This is a genomic window from Pedobacter ginsenosidimutans (assembly GCF_001442625.1).
GTDB classification, from domain to species: domain Bacteria; phylum Bacteroidota; class Bacteroidia; order Sphingobacteriales; family Sphingobacteriaceae; genus Pedobacter; species Pedobacter ginsenosidimutans.
The window spans coordinates 161,886-182,470 of the sequence record NZ_LMZQ01000003.1 but is presented as its reverse complement, the minus strand read 5'-3'; the positions used below and the strand labels follow the sequence as shown (position 1 = coordinate 182,470).

General features: G+C 39.1%; 11 protein-coding genes. All 11 read left to right on the top strand.

Annotation, left to right across the window (positions count from 1 at the left end):
* Positions 1–62 precede the first annotated feature (62 nt).
* The gene (locus ASU31_RS04800; RefSeq protein WP_083505272.1) at positions 63–1,997 is read left to right on the top strand and encodes a glycoside hydrolase family 13 protein; all 1,935 of its coding nucleotides are present in this window, start codon (positions 63–65) and stop codon (positions 1,995–1,997) included.
* Between the two features lie 37 nt (positions 1,998–2,034).
* A complete protein-coding gene (gene pgmB, locus ASU31_RS04795; RefSeq protein ID WP_057931246.1) occupies positions 2,035–2,730 on the top strand; it encodes a beta-phosphoglucomutase in 696 nt (231 codons plus the stop codon).
* 69 nt (positions 2,731–2,799) lie between these two features.
* Positions 2,800–5,118 (top strand): glycoside hydrolase family 65 protein, encoded by a 2,319-nt coding sequence (locus ASU31_RS04790; protein ID WP_057931245.1) that lies wholly within the window; start codon positions 2,800–2,802, stop codon positions 5,116–5,118.
* A 206-nt stretch (positions 5,119–5,324) separates the two neighbouring features.
* Positions 5,325–7,007 carry an alpha-amylase family protein gene (locus tag ASU31_RS04785; RefSeq protein WP_057931244.1) on the top strand — a complete coding sequence of 561 codons (1,683 nt, stop codon included), beginning with the start codon at positions 5,325–5,327 and terminating at the stop codon, positions 7,005–7,007.
* Between the two features lie 117 nt (positions 7,008–7,124).
* Positions 7,125–8,501, top strand: a complete 1,377-nt coding sequence (locus ASU31_RS04780; RefSeq protein ID WP_057931243.1) for an MFS transporter — start codon at positions 7,125–7,127, stop codon at positions 8,499–8,501.
* Between the two features lie 136 nt (positions 8,502–8,637).
* A complete protein-coding gene (locus ASU31_RS04775; RefSeq protein WP_057931242.1) occupies positions 8,638–10,521 on the top strand; it encodes an alpha-amylase family glycosyl hydrolase in 1,884 nt (627 codons plus the stop codon).
* A gap of 145 nt (positions 10,522–10,666) precedes the next feature.
* Positions 10,667–11,221, top strand: coding sequence for an RNA polymerase sigma factor (locus ASU31_RS04770; protein ID WP_057931241.1), 555 nt, complete (start codon positions 10,667–10,669; stop codon positions 11,219–11,221).
* Between the two features lie 640 nt (positions 11,222–11,861).
* Positions 11,862–12,929, top strand: coding sequence for a FecR family protein (locus ASU31_RS04760; RefSeq protein ID WP_057931239.1), 1,068 nt, complete (start codon positions 11,862–11,864; stop codon positions 12,927–12,929).
* A 186-nt stretch (positions 12,930–13,115) separates the two neighbouring features.
* Entirely contained in the window at positions 13,116–16,394 is a 3,279-nt protein-coding gene (locus ASU31_RS04755; RefSeq protein WP_245224472.1) for a SusC/RagA family TonB-linked outer membrane protein, read from the top strand.
* A gap of 18 nt (positions 16,395–16,412) precedes the next feature.
* A complete protein-coding gene (locus tag ASU31_RS04750; protein ID WP_057931238.1) occupies positions 16,413–18,008 on the top strand; it encodes a SusD/RagB family nutrient-binding outer membrane lipoprotein in 1,596 nt (531 codons plus the stop codon).
* 226 nt (positions 18,009–18,234) lie between these two features.
* Complete coding sequence (locus tag ASU31_RS04745) at positions 18,235–20,574, top strand: family 20 glycosylhydrolase (RefSeq protein ID WP_083505271.1); 2,340 nt, start codon at positions 18,235–18,237, stop codon at positions 20,572–20,574.
* The last annotated feature ends 11 nt before the right edge of the window (positions 20,575–20,585 follow it).

The following is a 20,585-nucleotide window of genomic DNA, read 5'->3' as shown; positions in this document are numbered from 1 at the left end:
ACTATTCCTGTAGAGATCGTTTGATCTCTGCAGGATTTTTAAAATCATTAAAAAGTTTTAGCATGATAAAATCGCTTACTTCAGCTACCTCTTCTTTCGTTATTCCTTCTCCCTTTAATGCTCAAACTAAAATCCACGCAAATGTGCCGGGATTAAAAAAAATATTCATTGTCCTGATTGTACTGTTTAGCAGTATCAATCTCTTTGCCCAAAAGCTAGAGCGTGTAGAACCCATGTTCTGGTACGTTGGGATGCATAATCCTAAATTACAGTTACTTGTGCATGGCGACAACATTGCCCATACTACAGTAGCCTTAACTTATCCAGGGGTTAAGCTCGTTAAGGTAAATAAAGTAGAAAATCCCAATTATCTATTTCTCGATTTAACACTTGCCCCTACCGTAAAATCCGGAAGTTTCCCGATTAATTTTTCTGTAAAGGGCAAAAAGATATTTAGTTACACTTACGAATTAAAAAACCGCAATAAAAGTGCGGACAGGATTCAGGGTGTAACCAACAAAGATTTTATTTATCTGCTTATGCCCGATCGTTTTTCGAACGGCGATAAAAGCAACGATGTGGTTCAGGGTTTAACTGAAACTGCATTAAACCGCGATAGCATGTACTATCGCCATGGGGGCGATATACAAGGTGTAATTAACCACCTCGATTACCTGAAAGATTTAGGTGTAACTACAGTTTGGATGACGCCAGAGGTAGAAAACGATATGCCACAAGCTTCATATCATGGCTACGCAGTAACCGATCATTATAAGATAGACCCACGGTATGGTACAAATGCACTTTACAAAAAATATGTAGAGATTGCCCATGCCAAAGGATTAAAAGTGATTAAAGATATTGTACACAACCATATTGGTACCCAGCACTGGTTTTATAAAGATTTACCAATGAAAAGCTGGTTAAACCAATGGCCAAAATATACGCAAACGAGTTATCGCGATCAGACCGTTATGGATGTACACGCCTCTGCGGCAGATCGTAAACAGATGTTAGATGGCTGGTTTGTACCTTCAATGCCCGATTTAAACCAGACCAATCCTTATGTGCAGAATTACCTGACCCAAAACCACATCTGGTGGATCGAATATGCTGGTATTGATGGTTTACGTTTGGATACTTACGGATATAATGACCCGGTTTATATGGCCGATTGGGCTTTAAAAGTTCAGGCAGAATTCCCGCACTTATCTGTTTTTGGAGAAACACTGGTAACTGCTGTGGCGAACCAGGCCTTTTTTACTGGTGGCAATACGGTTAACCGCGGTTTTGATACTCATTTGCAAGGCATTACCGATGCCACTTTAAAAGATGCAATTTACGAAGGAATAAACGGAAAAAACGGTTGGGTAGACGGAATTAACCGTTTGTATGCCACCTTAGCACACGATTTTCTTTATAAAAACCCAAATACCAACTGCATCTTTTTAGATAATCATGATATGAGCCGTTTCTATTCGATGGTTGGCGAAGATTTCGATAAATACAAAATGGGAATGAGTATTCTCTTAACCATGCGGGGTATTCCTGAAATGTATTATGGAACAGAAATTTTAATGAAAAACTTTTCCAATCCTGATGGATTGATCCGTTCTGATTTTCCTGGCGGCTGGGAAGGTGATAAAAAAGACAAATTTATTGCCGATGGTCGTACAGGCAAAGAAAATGAAGCTTTCAATTTTGTTAAAACATTAGCCAATTTCCGAAAAAACAGCGCAGCATTACAAACCGGTAAATTGATGCAGTTTGTACCGCAAGATGATATTTATGTTTATTTCCGTTACAACACCGAACCAAAAGGGACAATAATGGTTATTGTAAATAACACTGAAAAAGAAAAAACATTAAATACCGATCGCTTTGCCGAAAGAACAGCAGGAATTACATCCGCTAAAAACGTAATTACCGGCGAAAACATCGAATTCAAAAACATTAAAGTACCAGCTAAAACAACGTTGTTACTGGAATTAAATTAATTGCCATCGACTTCAGTCGAAGGCTAGAGATAAAAATATGCAAGATAATCATACAGAACCTTCTACCTTTAACCTTACGCCTTCCGCCTCAATAAAAGCCTGTCTTTTCGATCTCGATGGTGTACTGGTAGATACCGCAGTTTATCACTACAAAGCTTGGAAACGTTTGGCCAATACCATGGGTTTCGATTTTACAGAAGAGCAGAACGAACAGCTAAAAGGCGTAAGTCGGGTAGAAAGTTTAAATAAGATTCTTGCCTGGGGTGGAGTAGATAAAACCGATGCCGAAAAAGAAGAACTCGCTAGTTTGAAAAACAGCTGGTATGTAGATATGATTACTAAAATGACACCGGCCGAAGTTTTACCCGGAACGGTTGATTTCTTAACAGCGATTCACAAAGCCGGTTATAAACTGGCGTTAGGCTCGGCAAGTAAAAACTCGGGAATTATTTTAGAGAAAACAGACCTTGCTCATTTTTTCGATGAAATAGTGGATGGAAACATGGTCACCAAATCAAAACCAGATCCTGAAGTATTTTTAAAAGGAGCCGAACTTTTAGGTTTCGCACCTGATGAATGTGTGGTTTTTGAAGATGCTGTCGCTGGGGTAGAAGCTGCAAAAAGAGGCGGAATGAAAGCCATCGGTATCGGTGAAAAAAGCGTGCTTAGCCAGGCAGATGTGGTAGTAAGCGGATTAGACAAATTAACAGTTAAAGATTTAGAGAATTTATAGGTTTAAGGTGTAGGGTTTAAGGTTGAGGGTATGTCTCAAATCTCAAATCTCGCTACTCAATACTCAATTATGAAAAATTACATTAAAGCAGATGAGTGGAATATTATCGAAGAAGGCTTTGATCCACATTTAAATAAAATTTCGGAAAGTATTTTCAGCTTGGGTAATGGCCGTATGGGCCAGCGCGCCAATTTTGAAGAAACTTATACCGGAGAAACCCTACTTGGAAATTACGTTGCAGGTGTTTATTATCCAGATAAAACCCGTGTAGGATGGTGGAAAAACGGGTATCCGGAATATTTTGCGAAAGTATTAAACGCAGCAAACTGGGTAGGTATTGAAGTAAAACTAGATGATGAAATCCTTGATCTGGCAACTGCTGAGGTAAGCGATTTTAAACGTTTGTTGAATATGCATGCCGGATACCTGGAGCGTACGTTCACGGCAAAGTTAAAAAGCGGTAAAACCCTAAAAGTTAAATCAACCCGTTTTTGTAGCATAGCTGATGATGAAGTTGGCGCCATCCGATATAGCATTACGCCATTAGATTTTGATGGTAAATTAACATTAACGCCTTTTATTGATGGTGATGTTAAAAATCAGGATAGTAATTACGACGAAAAATTCTGGGATAAAATTGCAGATGAAATTTCTGGAACGGAAGCTTATATCAAACTAAGAACAAAGAAAACAGCATTTGAAGTTTGTACAGGGAGTAATATCGAATTGTATAAAAATGCGGAGAAATTAGACATTAATCCAGAGGCTGTCCGCAAAGAAAAATTTGTTGGACAAACTTTTTCTATTGAGGTAAAAGCTAACGAAGAAATCACTTTGGTTAAAATTGCGGCGAATTTATCTTCAGAAAATTACCCAAAGGAATCACTTTTAAAAGAAACAAAGTCGGTAATTGCCAACGCATCTGCTAAAGGATTCGATACCTTGTTAACAGAACAAACCGAAGCCTGGGCAAGCAAGTGGGAAGAAAGCGACATCATTATCGAAGGTGATGTTTCGGCTCAACAGGCCATTCGTTTCAATATTTTTCAGCTTTTTCAAACCTATACTGGTAAAGATGACCGATTGAATATTGGTCCGAAGGGTTTTACGGGCGAAAAATACGGTGGCTCAACCTATTGGGATACAGAGGCTTATTGTGTGCCGTTTTATCTGGCAACTGCTCCACAGGAAGTGAGCAAAAACCTGTTAATTTATCGCCATAAGCAATTGGGTAAAGCGATTGAAAATGCAGCAAAATTAGGTTTTAAAGACGGTGCAGCATTGTATCCTATGGTAACGATGAACGGTGAGGAATGCCATAACGAGTGGGAAATTACCTTCGAAGAAATCCACCGCAATGGCGCCATCGCTTTTGCCATTTTTAATTACATCCGCTATACCGGTGATGAAAGCTACCTGTCTGATTTTGGTTTAGAAGTGCTGATCGGCATTGCCCGTTTCTGGAAACAACGCGTTAACTGGAGCAATGATAAACAGCAATATGTAATGCTTGGCGTAACTGGTCCAAATGAATATGAGAACAATATAAACAACAACTGGTACACCAATATTTTGGCTACCTGGTGTATGAAATATGCAACCGAAGCTGCCGGAATCGTGAAAACGCAGCAGCCTGAAAAATACAACAGTCTGTTAAAAAGCTTAAATTTCGATCAAAAGGAATTTACCGATTGGGCAGATATCATCGAAAAAATGTATTATCCGCATGATGAAAAACTGGGTATTTTCTTGCAGCAGGATGGGTATTTGGATAAAGAACAAACTTTAGTGAAAGACCTTCCTGCCAGCGAACGGCCAATTAATCAAAAATGGAGCTGGGACAGGATTTTACGCTCTTGTTTTATTAAACAGGCCGATGTTTTACAGGGATTATATTTCTTTGAAGAGGACTACGATCTGGACACTTTGAAACGTAACTTCGATTTTTATGAGCCCCGTACCGTACACGAAAGTTCATTGTCGCCATGCGTACACAGTATTTTAGCCGCGAAATTAAATGACGAGGCACGTGCTTACGAATTCTACTTGCGTACCGCCCGTTTAGATCTCGATGATTATAATAATGATACCGAAGATGGTCTGCACATCACTTCGATGGCAGGAACCTGGATGAGTGTGGTTGAAGGTTTTGCCGGTATGCGTGTGCGTGATGGGAAATTGCAGTTTAATCCTTTCTTGCCGGGCAAATGGAAATCTTTTTCATTTACCATCGGCTTTAGAGGAACTACCTTAAAGATCAATATCACCGAAAGTGGCATCAGCATCAAAAATAATGCAGCCATTGATTTAGAAATCGGCATTAGAAACCAGCTTTATAAATTGGCTGGAAATACCGAAATTGAAGTAAATAACGCAGCGTTGGTATGAGAAAGGTAGAGGGGTTAAAGGTTGAAGGTAGAGGGTTTAAATCTCAATCTTACATAATTGGAAGAAACTTTTTAGCCCTATTTTTGTCCCCCTTGGGAGTGTCTATTCCGATTTTACATCGGAAGCGCAGGAGGAGGACCTGCATACTGTATGTTTTCTTTTTACTATTTTCAATGTCATCCTTTGCACAAAAACAACGTATAAAAATGAACGATAAACAGATCGTTATTTATCAGTTATTACCCCGCTTATTTGGGAATAAAAACAGTACAAATACTCCTTATGGAACCATCGAACAAAATGGTTCTGGTAAGTTTAATGATATTACCGATAAAGCTTTAGATGGTATAAAAGAACTCAGTGTAAATTATGTTTGGTATACAGGTGTACTTGCCCATGCGAGTTTAACCGATTATGCTGCCTTCGGAATTAAACCTGACGATGCAGATGTGGTAAAAGGAAGAGCAGGCTCGCCTTATGCCATCCGCGATTATTACGATGTAGATCCCGATCTGGCTGTTGATGTTAAAAACAGAATGAAGGAGTTTGAAGCCTTGGTGAAGAGAACACATGCTAAAAACTTAAAAGTGCTGATCGATTTTGTGCCCAATCACGTAGCCAGAAGTTATCATTCTTATGCAAAGCCAAAAAATGCGATCGATTTTGGTGCCCAGGATGATGTAACCAAAGCTTTTAGCACCAGGAACGATTTTTATTATACCCCTGGTCAGCCATTTGCAGCGCCAACAAGTGGAGCAAAGCAAACACCGATTTCCGTTTTACAGGATGGCAAGTTTAATGAAAACCCTGCAAAAGCTACCGGTAACAATGTGTTTTCTGCCCAGCCTAAATACGATGATTGGTACGAAACCATTAAGTTGAATTATGGCGTAGATTATCAGAACGGCGAAAAGCAATATTTCGATCCCATTCCGCCGGTTTGGCTAAAAATGCATGATATTTTAACCTATTGGACCAATAAAGGCGTTGATGGTTTCAGATGTGATATGGCCGAAATGGTGCCTATTGCTTTCTGGAACTGGGTAATTCCACAGGTTAAAAAAGTTAATCCTGATTTAATTTTTCTCGGAGAAGCCTACAATCCAAAAGTTTACAAACAATATTTAGACGAAGGTAAATTCGATTACCTGTATGATAAAGTGGGTTTGTACGATGGACTTAAAAAACTGATCAGAAATGAACCAACTGCAGATGTATCGGCTATTAAACACGTATGGCAGGTAGAAAGTGCTGGTTTTGGCAAACACATGTTGCGCTTTTTGGAAAACCACGATGAAGAACGCATTGCATCAGCAGGATTTGCAGGGAAAGCCGAACTCGCTTTACCTGCAATGGTTGTTTCGGCAACATTGGGCTCGGGTCCGGTGATGCTTTATTTTGGTCAGGAAGTTGGTGAACCAGGAAAAGGTCAGGAAGGATTTGGCGGCGACGACAACAGAACCACTATTTTCGATTATTGGGGTGTTCCAAACCACCAGAAATGGATGAATAATGGCGCTTTTGATGGTAAACAATTAGGTGAAAACGAGCAGAAATTACGTGCTTACTACCAACAGTTATTAAAAGTTACCTCAACCAGCGATGCTGTAATAAATGGTGAGATTTATGAGGTGCCTGTTACTGGCAACATGAATAACCGCATGTATGCTTTTATCCGTTATTCAGGTAAACAGCGTTTATTGGTCGTGGCTAATTTTGATCGGACACAAACCTTAACTGCCAATATCGAAATCCCTGATCAGATTTTAAAAGTTAAACATTCATCTCCGGTTACAGATCTGTTAACAGACAGGAAATTAAATATTCCGGCGGGAACAAGTATACCTGTAACCGTTACGCCTGTTAGCGCACAGGTAATCGAATTTTAAAATAATTAACCACAGAGACACAAAGTAAAAGCACTGAGAAACACAAAGTATATGAGACCTCGGTACACTCTGTGTACAACTCAGTGCCCTCGGTGGTAAAACACTAAACCAAATACAATGAGCTTAAAAACAGTATTCGAGAACCCAAAATTAACACTCGTACAGATCATCAACATGAGTGTTGGTTTTTTTGGCATTCAGTTTGGTTGGGATTTACAACGTGCAAACATGGGCCGTATTTACGAAAACCTGGGTGCCAATCCCGATCAGGTTCCGTTATTGTTTTTGGCCGCGCCCTTAACCGGCTTATTGGTGCAGCCGATTATTGGTTACCTGAGCGACCGTACCTGGCATCCAAAATGGGGCAGAAGAAGGCCATATTTTATGATCGGGGCCATTGTGAGTAGCATTGCTTTAATCTTTATGCCACACAGCAGTGTGCTGTGGATGGCAGCTGGTTTACTTTGGATTCTGGATGTTTTTGGAAACATTGCAATGGAACCTTTCCGTGCTTTTGTTACCGATAAATTGCCCGATAGTCAGGTTAACCGAGGTTTCATCATGCAGAGTATGATGATCGGTTTGGGTGGAAGTGTAGCATCAGCATTGCCATGGATTATGAACAATGTATTCCACTTAACCAATACCGCCGAACAGGGGAGTATTCCAGAAAACGTAAAATTCTCTTTTTATATTGGCGCTTTTTTCTTTTTCGCCGCTGTATTATGGACGGTTTTCACCACTAAAGAATACCCTCCGCAGGATGTAGATTTTAAAGAAAAAGTAAAAGAAAGCAATAAAGGTTTTGGGGGTGGTGCAAGGGAAATTTTTCATGCCTTAAGGAATATGCCAAAAAGGATGCAAATTGTTTCTTTGGTCCAGTTTTTTACCTGGCCAGGTTTGTTTTTAATGTGGTTTTATTATACTACGGCCGTTGCCGTGAATGTTTTCGGAGGTAAAGATGCGGCTGATCCGGTTTATGCGCATGGTGCAGATTTTGGAAGTTTAACACTTGCTTACTACAGCGTTATTACTTTTCTGTTCGCACTGGTGCTGCCAAAAATTGCAGATGCACTGGGGAGAAAAACCACACATGCTTTATGTTTAATTTGTGGAGCAATTGGCTTAATCAGTGTGGCCTGGGTGCACGATAAAAATATGCTGTATTTATGCATGACTGGTGTGGGTATTGCCTGGGCTAGTATTCTTTCTATGCCTTATGCTATGCTGAGTGGCTCTTTACCCAAAGATAAAATCGGGATCTATATGGGGATTTTCAATTTTTTTATTGTTTTGCCAGAAATTATTGCCTCGTTGGGCTTCGGCTGGCTCATGCGGAATGTATTAAATAACGATAGGCTTTTAGCAGTTCAATTGGGTGGAGGTTTAATGGTTCTGGCTGCTGTAATCTGTTATGTGTTTATCCGCGAACCAAAGAAAACAGACGAAGTTTTGGCTTCTAAACTTGGAGTAGAAGAAAATAGATCAGTTTAAAGTATTCCTACCAACAGAAAATAACCACAGAGTACATAGCGTAAATGCACAGAGGGCACAGAGTTGGTATGAGATATTATCTTCTCCGTGGAAAACTCAGTGTTCTCTGTGGTAAAACCAATAATAATCTAACCAGATGAAAAAAATAATTTATCTATTGCTATTGGCAATAACGCTTAATAGCGCCTGTAAAAAAGCATCTACAGATGTTAGCCTAGAACTAACGCCAACAAACCAAGCAGCAGCTTTACCTGCCGGAGCCAGAGATGGTGTGGTATTTATCAACAACGGAACATCGGCTATTGTAACGCTTTACGCATCAGGTAAAAAATCAGTTTCGCTAATTGGCGAGTTTAACGATTGGTCTACCACAACGCTAGCCATGAAAAATACGCCAGATGGGAATTATTGGTGGGTTCAGGTAGATAATTTAAACCCAAATACGGAATATGCCTATCAGTTTTATGTAGATGGAAACTTAAAAGTTGCCGATCCTTATTGCGAGAAAATACTCGATCCGGATAATGATAAATACATTACTGCAGCAACTTATCCAAATTTAAAAACCTATCCAATAGGTAAAACAACAGGAACTGTAAGTGTAATGCAAGCGAATCAGCCAACTTACGCCTGGAAAAACACCAGTTTTTCCCGTCCGGCAAAAGATAACCTGGTCATTTACGAATTGCTCGTCCGCGATTTTACCACCGATCATAATTATGCCTCAACATTGGCTAAACTTGATTATTTAATTGGTTTGGGCATAAACGCAATTGAGTTGATGCCGGTAAACGAATTCGAAGGTAATTTAAGCTGGGGCTACAATCCATCGTTTTATTTTGCGCCCGATAAATATTATGGGACTAAAACGGCGTTGCAGAATTTTATCGATGAATGTCACGGAAGGGGAATTGCTGTGATTTTAGATATGGTGCTGAATCATTCTTTCGGTCAATCGCCTATGGTGCAATTGTATTTTGATGGTGTTAAGCCAACCGCTTCGAGTCCATGGTTTAATGTTGATGCAAAACATCCATTTAATGTGGGTTATGATTTTAACCACGAAAGTTTGGCTACTAAAAAGTTCTCGAAAGATGTGATGAAATTTTGGATGCAGCAATATAAAATTGATGGTTTCCGTTTCGATCTGTCGAAAGGATTCACACAGAAATCTTCAACCGATGATGCACAGTTTAAGTTATATGATGCAAGCCGTGTGGCCATCTGGAAAGATTATAATGGCTATATCAAGAGTATAGATCCTAATTTCTATGTGATTTTGGAGCACTTTGCTGAGGAATCAGAAGAAAAAGTTTTGGCCGATGATGGTATGATGCTTTGGAACAACATGAATTACAACATGAACGAAGCAACCATGGGCTGGTTAGATAATTCTAATTTTCAGTGGGGTTTTTATGCCAATCACGGTTTTGCCAAATCAGAGAATTTGGTTAGCTATGGCGAAAGTCATGATGAGGAAAGGTTGAATTTTAAAAATTTCAGTTATGGCAATGCATCGGGTAATTATATGATTAAGGGGAATCTGGCAACATCATTAAAAAGGGAAGAATTAGTAGCTGCATTTTTATTTAGTATCCCAGGGCCGAAAATGATCTGGCAGTTTGGAGAACTGGGTTATGATATCAGTATCGATTTTAATGGAAGAACAGGCGAAAAGCCGATTAAATGGGATTATTATACCGACATGAATCGTAAAGCTTTGTACGATGCCTATGCTAAATTTATCAGATTGAAAAAGAATAACAGCATTTTTAACTCAGCGAACTCAACCTATAACCTTACTGGTGGAATCAAATACATTAAATTAACCGAAGGCACAAATGCGGTTATAGTGGTAGGGAATTTTGGTGTAGTGAGCCAGACGGCCAATATCGATTTTGGTTCATCAGGGACTTGGGTGGATGCAGTTGGAAACAGCGTTAACCTTTCAACCAGTGCTTATACGCAAATATTGGCCCCTGGTGAATATCATATTTTTAGTAAAACGGCTTTAAAGTAATATTCAAACCTATCAGGTTTTCGAAACCTGATGGGTTTTTTTAATCGATCAAATCTCCTTAGCCTCGGTTTGTGGCGACTCAAACCGAAACTTAGTAATAATCTTGTTGTTTTTAGTTAATATTGTGATAACAACTAACAATTTAATGGAGAACAAATTAGCGCATCACTTATTATGGGAACGGTTACGGGTTGGCGATAAAGATGCGTTTTTTGATCTCTACAAGGAGCTTTATTACCCGCTTGTAAATTTCGGGATCAGGGTTTGTGCCGATGCTGATACTGCTAGTGAAGCTACTGATCTTGTTTTTACCACCATTTGGGAGAAACACGAAAGCCTAACCCGTGTTGATAATGTTGAAGCCTATCTGCGTACCTTCCTTAAGCGCAAACTGCTCAGGATATTAGAAAGAAAGCGCAAAATTAACGATGCACTCTTTAATGCAGGAGCCGATGGCGATTGGATGGAAATGAGTTACGAAGAGTTTATTGTTAAGGTGCAAAGCGATGAACTGGTGCAGCATCAGCTCAAAAATGCTTTAGAAAAATTGACCTTCCGTCAAAAACAGTTAATCCATTTAAAGTTTTTTGAGGGACTAAGTTATGAACAGATTGCCGAACAGAGCAATCAGACCATTAAAACAGCCTATAACACCATTTACGATGCGCTTAAAATCCTAAGGAAAGAGTTTAATGCGTAAATCTCCGCATTTCGTCATCTCGATCCGATAGCTATCGGATGCAGCGCAGCGGAATAGAGAGAGCTTTTATTGCCACTTCAACTCATCTTAAATTTTCGAAAGCCTTCCATTCGCAATTTCAGCCAGCTTGATGGTTATTTTTTTATTTGGAAAACGAACATTTCTGTCTCCGTAGGTGCTGTAGTCCCGTTATGCACTCCAATCTTTTTATTGCAGATAAACGTTATAATTAAATACTTTTTAAGCAATAAAAAGGATTTTCGTTACTACCGGGTTTAGGAATAGAAGGCCTTGTGCTCCCAATACCGGTTCTGCACCCTGCAACCCCAAATAGTAAAACAGACTGCGCCACCTAAACCTGATAGAAGCGGGCATTGAACGCAGTGAGATAAAGCGGATAGCAGGACTATCACTCCCCATTGCTTCTGCAATTGCTTTTCCCAAAAAAAACTTGCAATTATTTAAGTAATAAAAATATCTGCCCTACCCTTTAGAACCTTTGAAAATACTATTCCTGCAAATTAAATTTCTTCGTTGTATTCTCATTCAGGGCATATATTCGGTCGTGTTAAAAAAAAGTTAAAATTTCCTTAGGAAAAAATAAAGCTTTTGGGCACTGATATATAAAAGGCAAATTAGAATGGTTGATAGAAGTAAATTCAATGCAGAAGATTTTCTTGTCGATAGTACCTTTCAGCAGTATTGCGCTGGAACCGATAAGCTTTGCATTGGATATTGGGAGAAGTACATTAATGCCCACCCCGAGCAGGCTGCGGTAATTGCAGAAGCAAAAAAACTTTATGTGATATTAAGCGGGAATAAACGCCCATTGAATAAACAGACAGAAAGTTTGAAGGAAAGTATGTTTCCAGAAGAAAAAGTAGTTAAACTGAAACGTTATTTGTGGCTTAAAATAGCAGCAGCATTGGTTTTAGTGCTTGGCTCAGTATTGGTTTATAACACCTACTTTAAGTATAACAATACAAAAAACGCTGTGCAGGAGGTTTATACTTTTACCACAAAAAGTGGTGAGCGTAAAAAAATTAAGCTTCAGGACGGAACCACAGTACTCTTAAACGCAAAAAGTTCTTTATCTGTAACCAAAGGTTTTAACGATCAGTTCAGGGAGGTTACCCTAACAGGCGAAGCTTTTTTTGATGTGGCTCATGATAAAAATAAGCCTTTTAAAGTGCATACAGCCGATTTTAACATCAATGTATTGGGTACTGCTTTTAATGTGAAAGCATACCCTGATGAAACAACTTCAGAAGCAACTTTAATCCGTGGCTTAATTACCATGGAAGCCGTAAATGGAAATGGCGGAACCATTACTTTAAAACCAAGCCAGAAAGTTACTTTTTATAAGAGCGTAGCGCCGCAGCAAAAAAGCAAATTGCTTAAGCCTGCAGCCTTACAGCCCGAAATTACCATTAACCATTACACAAAGATTAAAGATAGCACCATTGTAGAAACTGCCTGGACACAGAACCGGATCGAAATATACGATCAGGATTTTGATGAGATTAGGAATGTTTTAGAAAAATGGTACAACGTAGAAATCAGGTTTACAGATCCTTCAATAGAAAAATACCGCTTCACAGCTACAATAACAAACGAAAGTATCGAACAGGTTTTACAAGCTTTAAAAGACACCGAAAATAATTTTAAATATGAGATAAAAGGAAAACAGGTAACCATCTCGAAATAGAAAGAAAAAAGGACGGTGTTGGAGCACCGCCCTTAACAATTTCTCTTTTGATTAATTAATGGCAGTTTATGCGCAAACAGATTGCTGCCAAGAACTTTATGCAACCAAAAAAACAAAAATATGATTTATTATTACTTACTGCAAGGGCGCCCAAAATATAAAGCGCTTCTAAAATTCATTATGCTAATGAAACTAGCCTGTATTATGGTTTTCATTACCTGTCTTAATGTTTCGGCATCGGTTTTTTCTCAGGAAAAAATTTCTTTAGATGTTAAGAAAACAAAGCTAGCCAGGGTATTACAGATTATTGAGCAGCAAAGCAGTTACCATTTTGTTTACAGCTCTTCTTACGTTCCGGTAAATAAGGATGTAAGCATTACTGTAACCAATACTCTGGTTACTGATGTATTGGCAGCCATTTTAAACAGAACCAACCTGAAATATTCTGTTTCGGATGGTGGCCTGATCGTAATTAGCAAGAATAAAGAAGTCCCGATTTCGGGAACAGTTAAAGATGCCCTAGGAGGGGTTTTACCTGGCGCAAGTGTTAGGGTTAAAGGAACAGGCATTGGTACTTCTACCGATGTGAATGGTAAATTTGCTTTAAATGCGCCCGAAAATGCAATTCTGGTAGTTTCTTATGCTGGTTTTCAAACTAAAGAAATTGCCATCGGTTCGCAGACCAATATCGATATCGTACTATCCGAAGATACCAAACAACTTACCGATGTGGTGGTTACGGCTTTGGGTATCAAAAAAGAAAGAAGGGCCTTAGGTTATTCGGTTACGCAAGTTAGTGGTGAAACGCTAACCCAGGCAAGGGAAAATAATGTGGCCAACTCTTTGGTTGGTAAAGTGGCCGGCCTGGATATTAGTTCTACCTCTGGTGGTGCGGGAGCAGCAACCAGTGTAACCATCCGTGGTGTTTCTAGTTTAAGTCAAACTAATCAACCATTATATGTAATTAATGGAGTGCCTATGGAGAATAAACCAGTTGGTTTAAATAATCTCAATGGCAATGGTAACTCAGGTGGTCAATACGATAATGCTCCAGATTTAGGAGATGCTGTTGGGAACTTAAATCCTGATGATATTGAAAGTATTTCGGTGCTGAAAGGTGCAGCAGCATCGGCATTGTATGGCTATCGTGCAAAAGCAGGTGTAATTTTGATTACAACCAAAAGTGGAAAGGGAAACAGCATAGAATTTAATAGTAATTATGTAACCGAACAGGTAATGGATAGAACCAACTGGCAATATGTTTATGGACAAGGTGCCAATGGTGTAAAACCTACTGATGCAGCTGCAGCTGCACAGGTTGGTGGTTCTAGCTGGGGAGCAAAATTAGATGGATCTAATGTAATCCAGTTTGATGGTGTTTCCAGACCTTATATCGCACAGAAAAACAACATCGAAGATTTTTACCGTACTGGAGGTACATGGTCTAACACTTTGGCATTGAACAAAAGTTTTGATGGCGGTACCATCCGCTTATCGGCTAACGATGTTCATAATAATTCGGTAGTTCCGAATTCAGGCTTAAACAGACAGTCTTTTAATTTTACAGGTACTTTTAGTCCGGTTAAACGCTTAACTATCGATGCCCGCATGAATTACATTTTAGAGCAGGCGAAAAACAGGCCCATGGTTTCAGACGGTGCAGGTAATGCCAATTATAATGTTGCTTTTTTACCAACAAGTGTAAGTGTAAATGATCTTAAGCCATGGAAAGATGCGAATGGTAATGAGATCCAATACAATAAAGGCAATGCTTATGCAACCAATCCTTGGTTCGCTGCAAACGAGTTTATAAACGATACCAAACGCGATCGTTTAATCAGTTCGTTTAGTGCTAAATATACTTTTGATGATGGGCTGTTTTTACAGGGGCGTGCCGGACGTGACGCTTATACCGACAGCTATAAAAACGTAGTGCCATCAGGTACCGCTTATTATGCACCCGGTAAAATTGTAGAACAGGCAACTAAGTTTGCGGATGTAAATGTAGATGTTTTAGTAGGTAAACCTTTTAAAATAGATGAAGATTTTGCTGTTACACCGAATGTAGGAGCTAGTTACCGTAGAACAAATGTTAATCAGACAACAAATAGTGGAGCAGATTTTGCCGTTTTCGGTGTTTATAATATTTTAAATGCCAAGAATAAATCTGTGGCCTATGTAGCATCTGTAGCTGAAACCCAGTCTGTATATGGTACTTTAGAACTTGCCTATAAAGACATTTTTTATTTAACAGGAAGTGGCCGTACCGATTGGTTCTCTACGTTAGCAACACCAGGTAAAGACAATAAATTGAGTGTATTTTACCCCTCGGTTAGTGGCTCATTTGTTTTCTCCGAACTTTGGAAACCATCTTTCTTAAGTTTTGGTAAAGTGAGGGCTGGTTACGCAGTTGTTGGTCAGGCAACAGATCCTTATCAAACTTTATTAACTTACAGCTTAAGGAGTGAAGTGTTAAATGGTTTGCCGCTAGGCACTATTTCTAATGTAAATATTCCAAATTCGGCATTAAAAGCATCAAAAGCAACCGAATTGGAAGTTGGTACCGAAATACGTTTTTTAGGAGATCGCTTGAACCTCGATCTTACCTGGTATAAAAAAACCTCTAAAGATGAAATCACCTTTGTTACTACATCGACATCAACTGGTTATAGTGGAGCTGTTTTAAATTCTGGTAAGATCGAAAACAAAGGTGTTGAACTATTGCTATCTGGACAGGTGTTAAAAAGTAAAGATTTTGTGTGGACATCATCTTTAAACGGATCTTACAACGATAATAAAGTAATTTCTCTTGCTGATGGTGTAACCTCAAACCTTATTGCAACCTCACGACCAGGTGTTGGCTTTTTACAGAACATCCCAGGCAAAGCAGCCTCCCAGGTAATGGCATATGATTATAAATATGATGCAGCAGGAAAAGTCATGCTTGGTGCAAACGGTGCACCTCAACGCGGCGATCTTGTTGCATATGGTTCTGCTTACAATAAATGGTTTGCCGGTTGGAACAACGAGTTTAATTATAAAGGTGCAACATTATCATTTTTGATTGATGGTAAATGGGGAGGAAAAGTATTCTCTGCTACTGATTATTATGGCTATGTATTTGGTTTACATCAAGCTACACTAGAAAATCGTGAGGCTTTGGGCAATACCGCAGCAACTTACTATCAGCTTTCTGCGGATAATGTTTCAAATAAATTTGTTCAGGATGCTAGTTTTATCAAGCTCAGACAGATGACCTTAGGTTATAACTTTCCAGCCAAAATGTTCAAGAACAAAATACATGGTTTAAATGTAAGTTTTGTCGGTCGAAATTTATTTATCCTGATGAAAAAGACGGATAACATCGACCCTGAGTCCAGTTACAATGCTACTTTTCCAGGGTTGGAACTAGGTGGTGTGCCGCCGGTTAGAACATTTGGCGTAAACCTTAGTGTAAAGCTTTAATTTTAAACAGACAGAACAATGAAAACTAACATATTAAAAAAATATAGCCTGTTACTTTGTATAGGCATGTTAATAATCTCTGGTTGCACCAAAGATTTCGAAGATATCAATACCAACCCTTCTGCATATGGAGCGGCTACTTTCGATCCTAATTTTACCTTAACTACCGCTCAGCTTACTTACACTGGAAGTACCGATTTCGCTTATGATACCTGGAGAGGGAATTTGATTTATTCATCTACTATGATGCAGGGGCTTTCTACGGTAGTAAGCTATTGGGCAGGAGATAAGTATCTGCTTAATGAAGGTTATACTGCCGCTTATTGGGGAGGTACAACTGTTGGTGCTTACGTAGAGCAGGTTAAACCTATTGTTGATATTGTTGAATTTACAAAAGGATCTTCTAAGTATAATAATGTACGCCAGGTTGCACGTTTATGGAAAGCTTTAATTTTTGAGCGTATTACAGATCTGTATGGTGATGTGCCTTATTCGGAAGCAGGACAAGGTTATTATACAGGTAATTTAGCACCTAAATATGATAAGCAACAGGCAATTTATACCGATTTATTAAAAGAGGTAGAAGAAGCAACTAATGCATTGGATGTTAATGGCGATAAGGTTACAGGAGATGCCATTTACAAAGGAGATATCAATAAATGGAAGAGATTCGGTAACACTTTATTATTACGCATAGCCATGCGTTTAACTAAAGTAGATGAAAATACAGCTAAAACCTATGCACAAAAAGTTATTGGTAAAACCATGACCAGTAATGATGATAATGCCTTCGTTAAACACGATGTAGCAGGCGCAAGGGTTACTCAGAACCGCAACAGCCAGGTATTGGCTGGCGACGGCGGACAAGAAAATTATTATGTGAAGTGGTCACAAAACTTTATTAACAAATTAAAATCAGCGAACGATCCACGTTTAGGAAAGGTTGCCGTCACAGGGCTTTTCCTTGATGAAAATACGAAGACACAAAATCCTAATTACAGCTCCGATCCAGTTGCTCAAAAAGGAATGCCCAATGGGAAAGATTTAAGTGGCATTGCTGGTAGGGATATTAGGCAAGATGCTTCTTATACAACTTTCCCTGCTTATTCATCACCTAACCCAGCAATGATTAAGAAAGATGGCGTCACTTTTATCCTAACCTATGCCGAAAGCGAATTATTATTGGCAGAAGCTGCACAAAGATGGGCAATTGGTGGATCGGCCGCTGCCCACTACGCTAATGGTTTATCTGCTGGTATCACTTTCTTATCTCAATACGACGCCAGTCTGGCAATATCAAGCACTGTAGCCGATGCCTATGCCATCGCCAATCCGTACATCGCAGCTAACGGTTTGGAAATGATTAATACCCAATATTGGTTACATACATGCACCATGTTGGATTTTTACGAAACATGGTCTAATTGGCGCAGGTCAGGATTTCCGGCTTTAACTCCTGTAGTTTATCCGGGAAATGCTACTAACGGAACTATTCCCCGTCGTTTCCCTTATCCAGTAGAGGAAGCAGCTAAAAATGGTGTTAACTACAAGGCCGCTTCCGCAGCTGTACCAGGTGGCGATAACCTTGCAGGTAGAGTTTGGTGGGATAAATAATTTATATCATCCCGGTTTTTTACCAGCCGACATTGCTTATGCAGTGTCGGCTTTTTTATTCCATTGTTTGTTATTGCATTTCATCAAACGTTTGCGCAAAACTTACTTGAGCGTATAAAGAAGTTTAGTTTATCTTTAACTCATAAGTGCATCATCTTCAGTATTAAAACTGTAATGTGCTGAACGGAATACGCTAACGCTAATTATAATAATTCATCATTTACATATGAAAAGCATTCTATTTACTCTTGGTTTCGTTATTGTCACTCAAGGCCTTTTATTCGGTCAAACCGACAGCACGGTTATTCAGTCAGTACCTAACATTAGAGAAATAAAGGCAGGCGACAAGAAAATTATTCTTCCTGAAAGTCCAAAGGGTTATTCCTTGGTATTCAAGGGAAGTAATCGCGAACCAATTGTAAATCCATCTGGCGATATTATCACGCCACTGGTTGCCACAAATGTCAACTTGTATTTCGAACTGATTAGTCAGGTAAGCGATTCGATAAAGTACGATATAGCTAAACAGGTTGTTGTACCTGGGAAGTTTTCAGATGCTGGTGTTAACCCACAACCTTTTGTAATCCCTGCTTTGCGCGAATGGCACGGTGGTAAAGGCGATTTCTCTTTGACTGCAACCAGCAGAATTGTTTTGAATACATCGAATGGGAAACAATTACAGCGCGCAGCAAATATTTTAAAACAAGAGCTGAAAGATCAGTTGGGTTTTAACCTGTTAATTGTGAAAGGTAAGGCTAAAAAAGGCGATATCTTTTTAACCTTAAGCGTAACAGATAAAAGCATTGGCGAAGAAGGATATTACTTTAATACAGAGGAGTATGTTACCATTAGTGCAGTAAAATACCAGGGATTATTCTGGGGAACCAGAACTTTGCTACAGTTACTGGAACAGAAAAATTCCATTCCAAAAGGGGTTGCGAGAGACTATCCAGCGTTTAAAGTACGTGGATTTGTGCTCGATGTTGGCCGTAAGTTCTTTAGCTTGCAGTTTTTGAGAGATTATGTGAAATTCATGTCTTACTACAAATTGAACGATTTTCAGATTCACCTAAATGACAATGGCTTTAAAAAATACTTCAATGATAATTGGGCCGATACCTATTCGGCTTTTCGCTTAGAAAATACAACCTACCCGGGGCTGACGGCAAAAGACGGTTCTTATACCAAAAAGGAATTTATGGCGCTGCAACAGTTAGCCGATAATTATGCTGTTCGTATTATTCCAGAAATTGATGCACCAGCACATGCACTGGCCTTTACTAAAGTAGTTCCCGAAATTGGCAGTAAAGCGTATGGTATGGATCACCTCGATCTCCATAATCCACTTAGTTATACGGTTATGGAAAATGTATTTAAAGAATATATTTCTGGTAGTACACCAGTGTTTACGGGTAAAGCGGTTCACATTGGTACAGATGAATATGCTAAAAAAGATGCAGAAGTTTTTAGGGCTTTTACCGATCGCATGATTAAATATGTAGAGGGGTTTGGAAAAGATGTTAGGCTTTGGGGAGCGTTAACACATGCAAAAGGCACTACCCCTGTGAAAGTAGAAAACGTGGTAATGAATACCTGGTATAACGGTTATGCTAACCCTGTTGAAATGAAGAAACTGGGCTATAAGCAAATTAGCACGCCTGATGGATGGCTGTATATTGTACCTGCAGCAGGATACTATTACGATTACCTGAATATTAAAAATCTTTATAATAAATGGACCCCTTCAATGATCGGAAATGTTCAGTTTACACCTGGCGATCCTACTATATTAGGTGGCTCTTTTGCCGTGTGGAATGATATTGTAGGCAACGGAATTACAGAAAAAGATGTACACGACAGAGTATTCCCAGCCATGCAGGTATTAGCACAAAAGATGTGGGGCGGAAATAATACAACTTTAACGTTCGATGATTTTAACGTTTTGAGCAAAAAGATAGGAGAAGGCCCATCATTAAACATCAGTGGAAAGTTATCTAAAAATGATGCACCATTTACAGCCCGGTTTAATTTTGATAAAAAGGACAAACAAATCAAAACTACTGTCGCAACTTATACTGAAGGATATTTAAAGAATGCTTTATCGTTTTCAGGAAAAGATAGTTATGCCAGGTTACCGTACACTGAAATAGGATATAATTATACTGTCTCTTTTTGGGTAAACCCTGCCAGTAACAACTCGGATGGTGCAGTACTATTCAAATCTCCCAATGCAACTGTAAAATTAAAACAGACGGGTACAGGTAAACTTGGGTTTTCGAGGGAAGGTTATGATATTGATTTTGGATATGCTCTGCCTGAAAACAGCTGGACACACGTGGTCATAACCGGAACCAACAAAGGCACCAGTCTTTATGTAAATGGTAAACTCGAAAAACGATTGTACGATAACTGGATCACGTTTACAGATAAAGACAAAACGAAAGTACGTAAATCGGAAACTTTGTTTTTCCCGCTTCAAACAGTTGGTGGATTTAAAGGAAAGTTAGATGAATTACAAGTTTGGAATAAGGTATTATCAGATGAAGAAATTCTGGCCTTAAAATGATAAAAGAAATT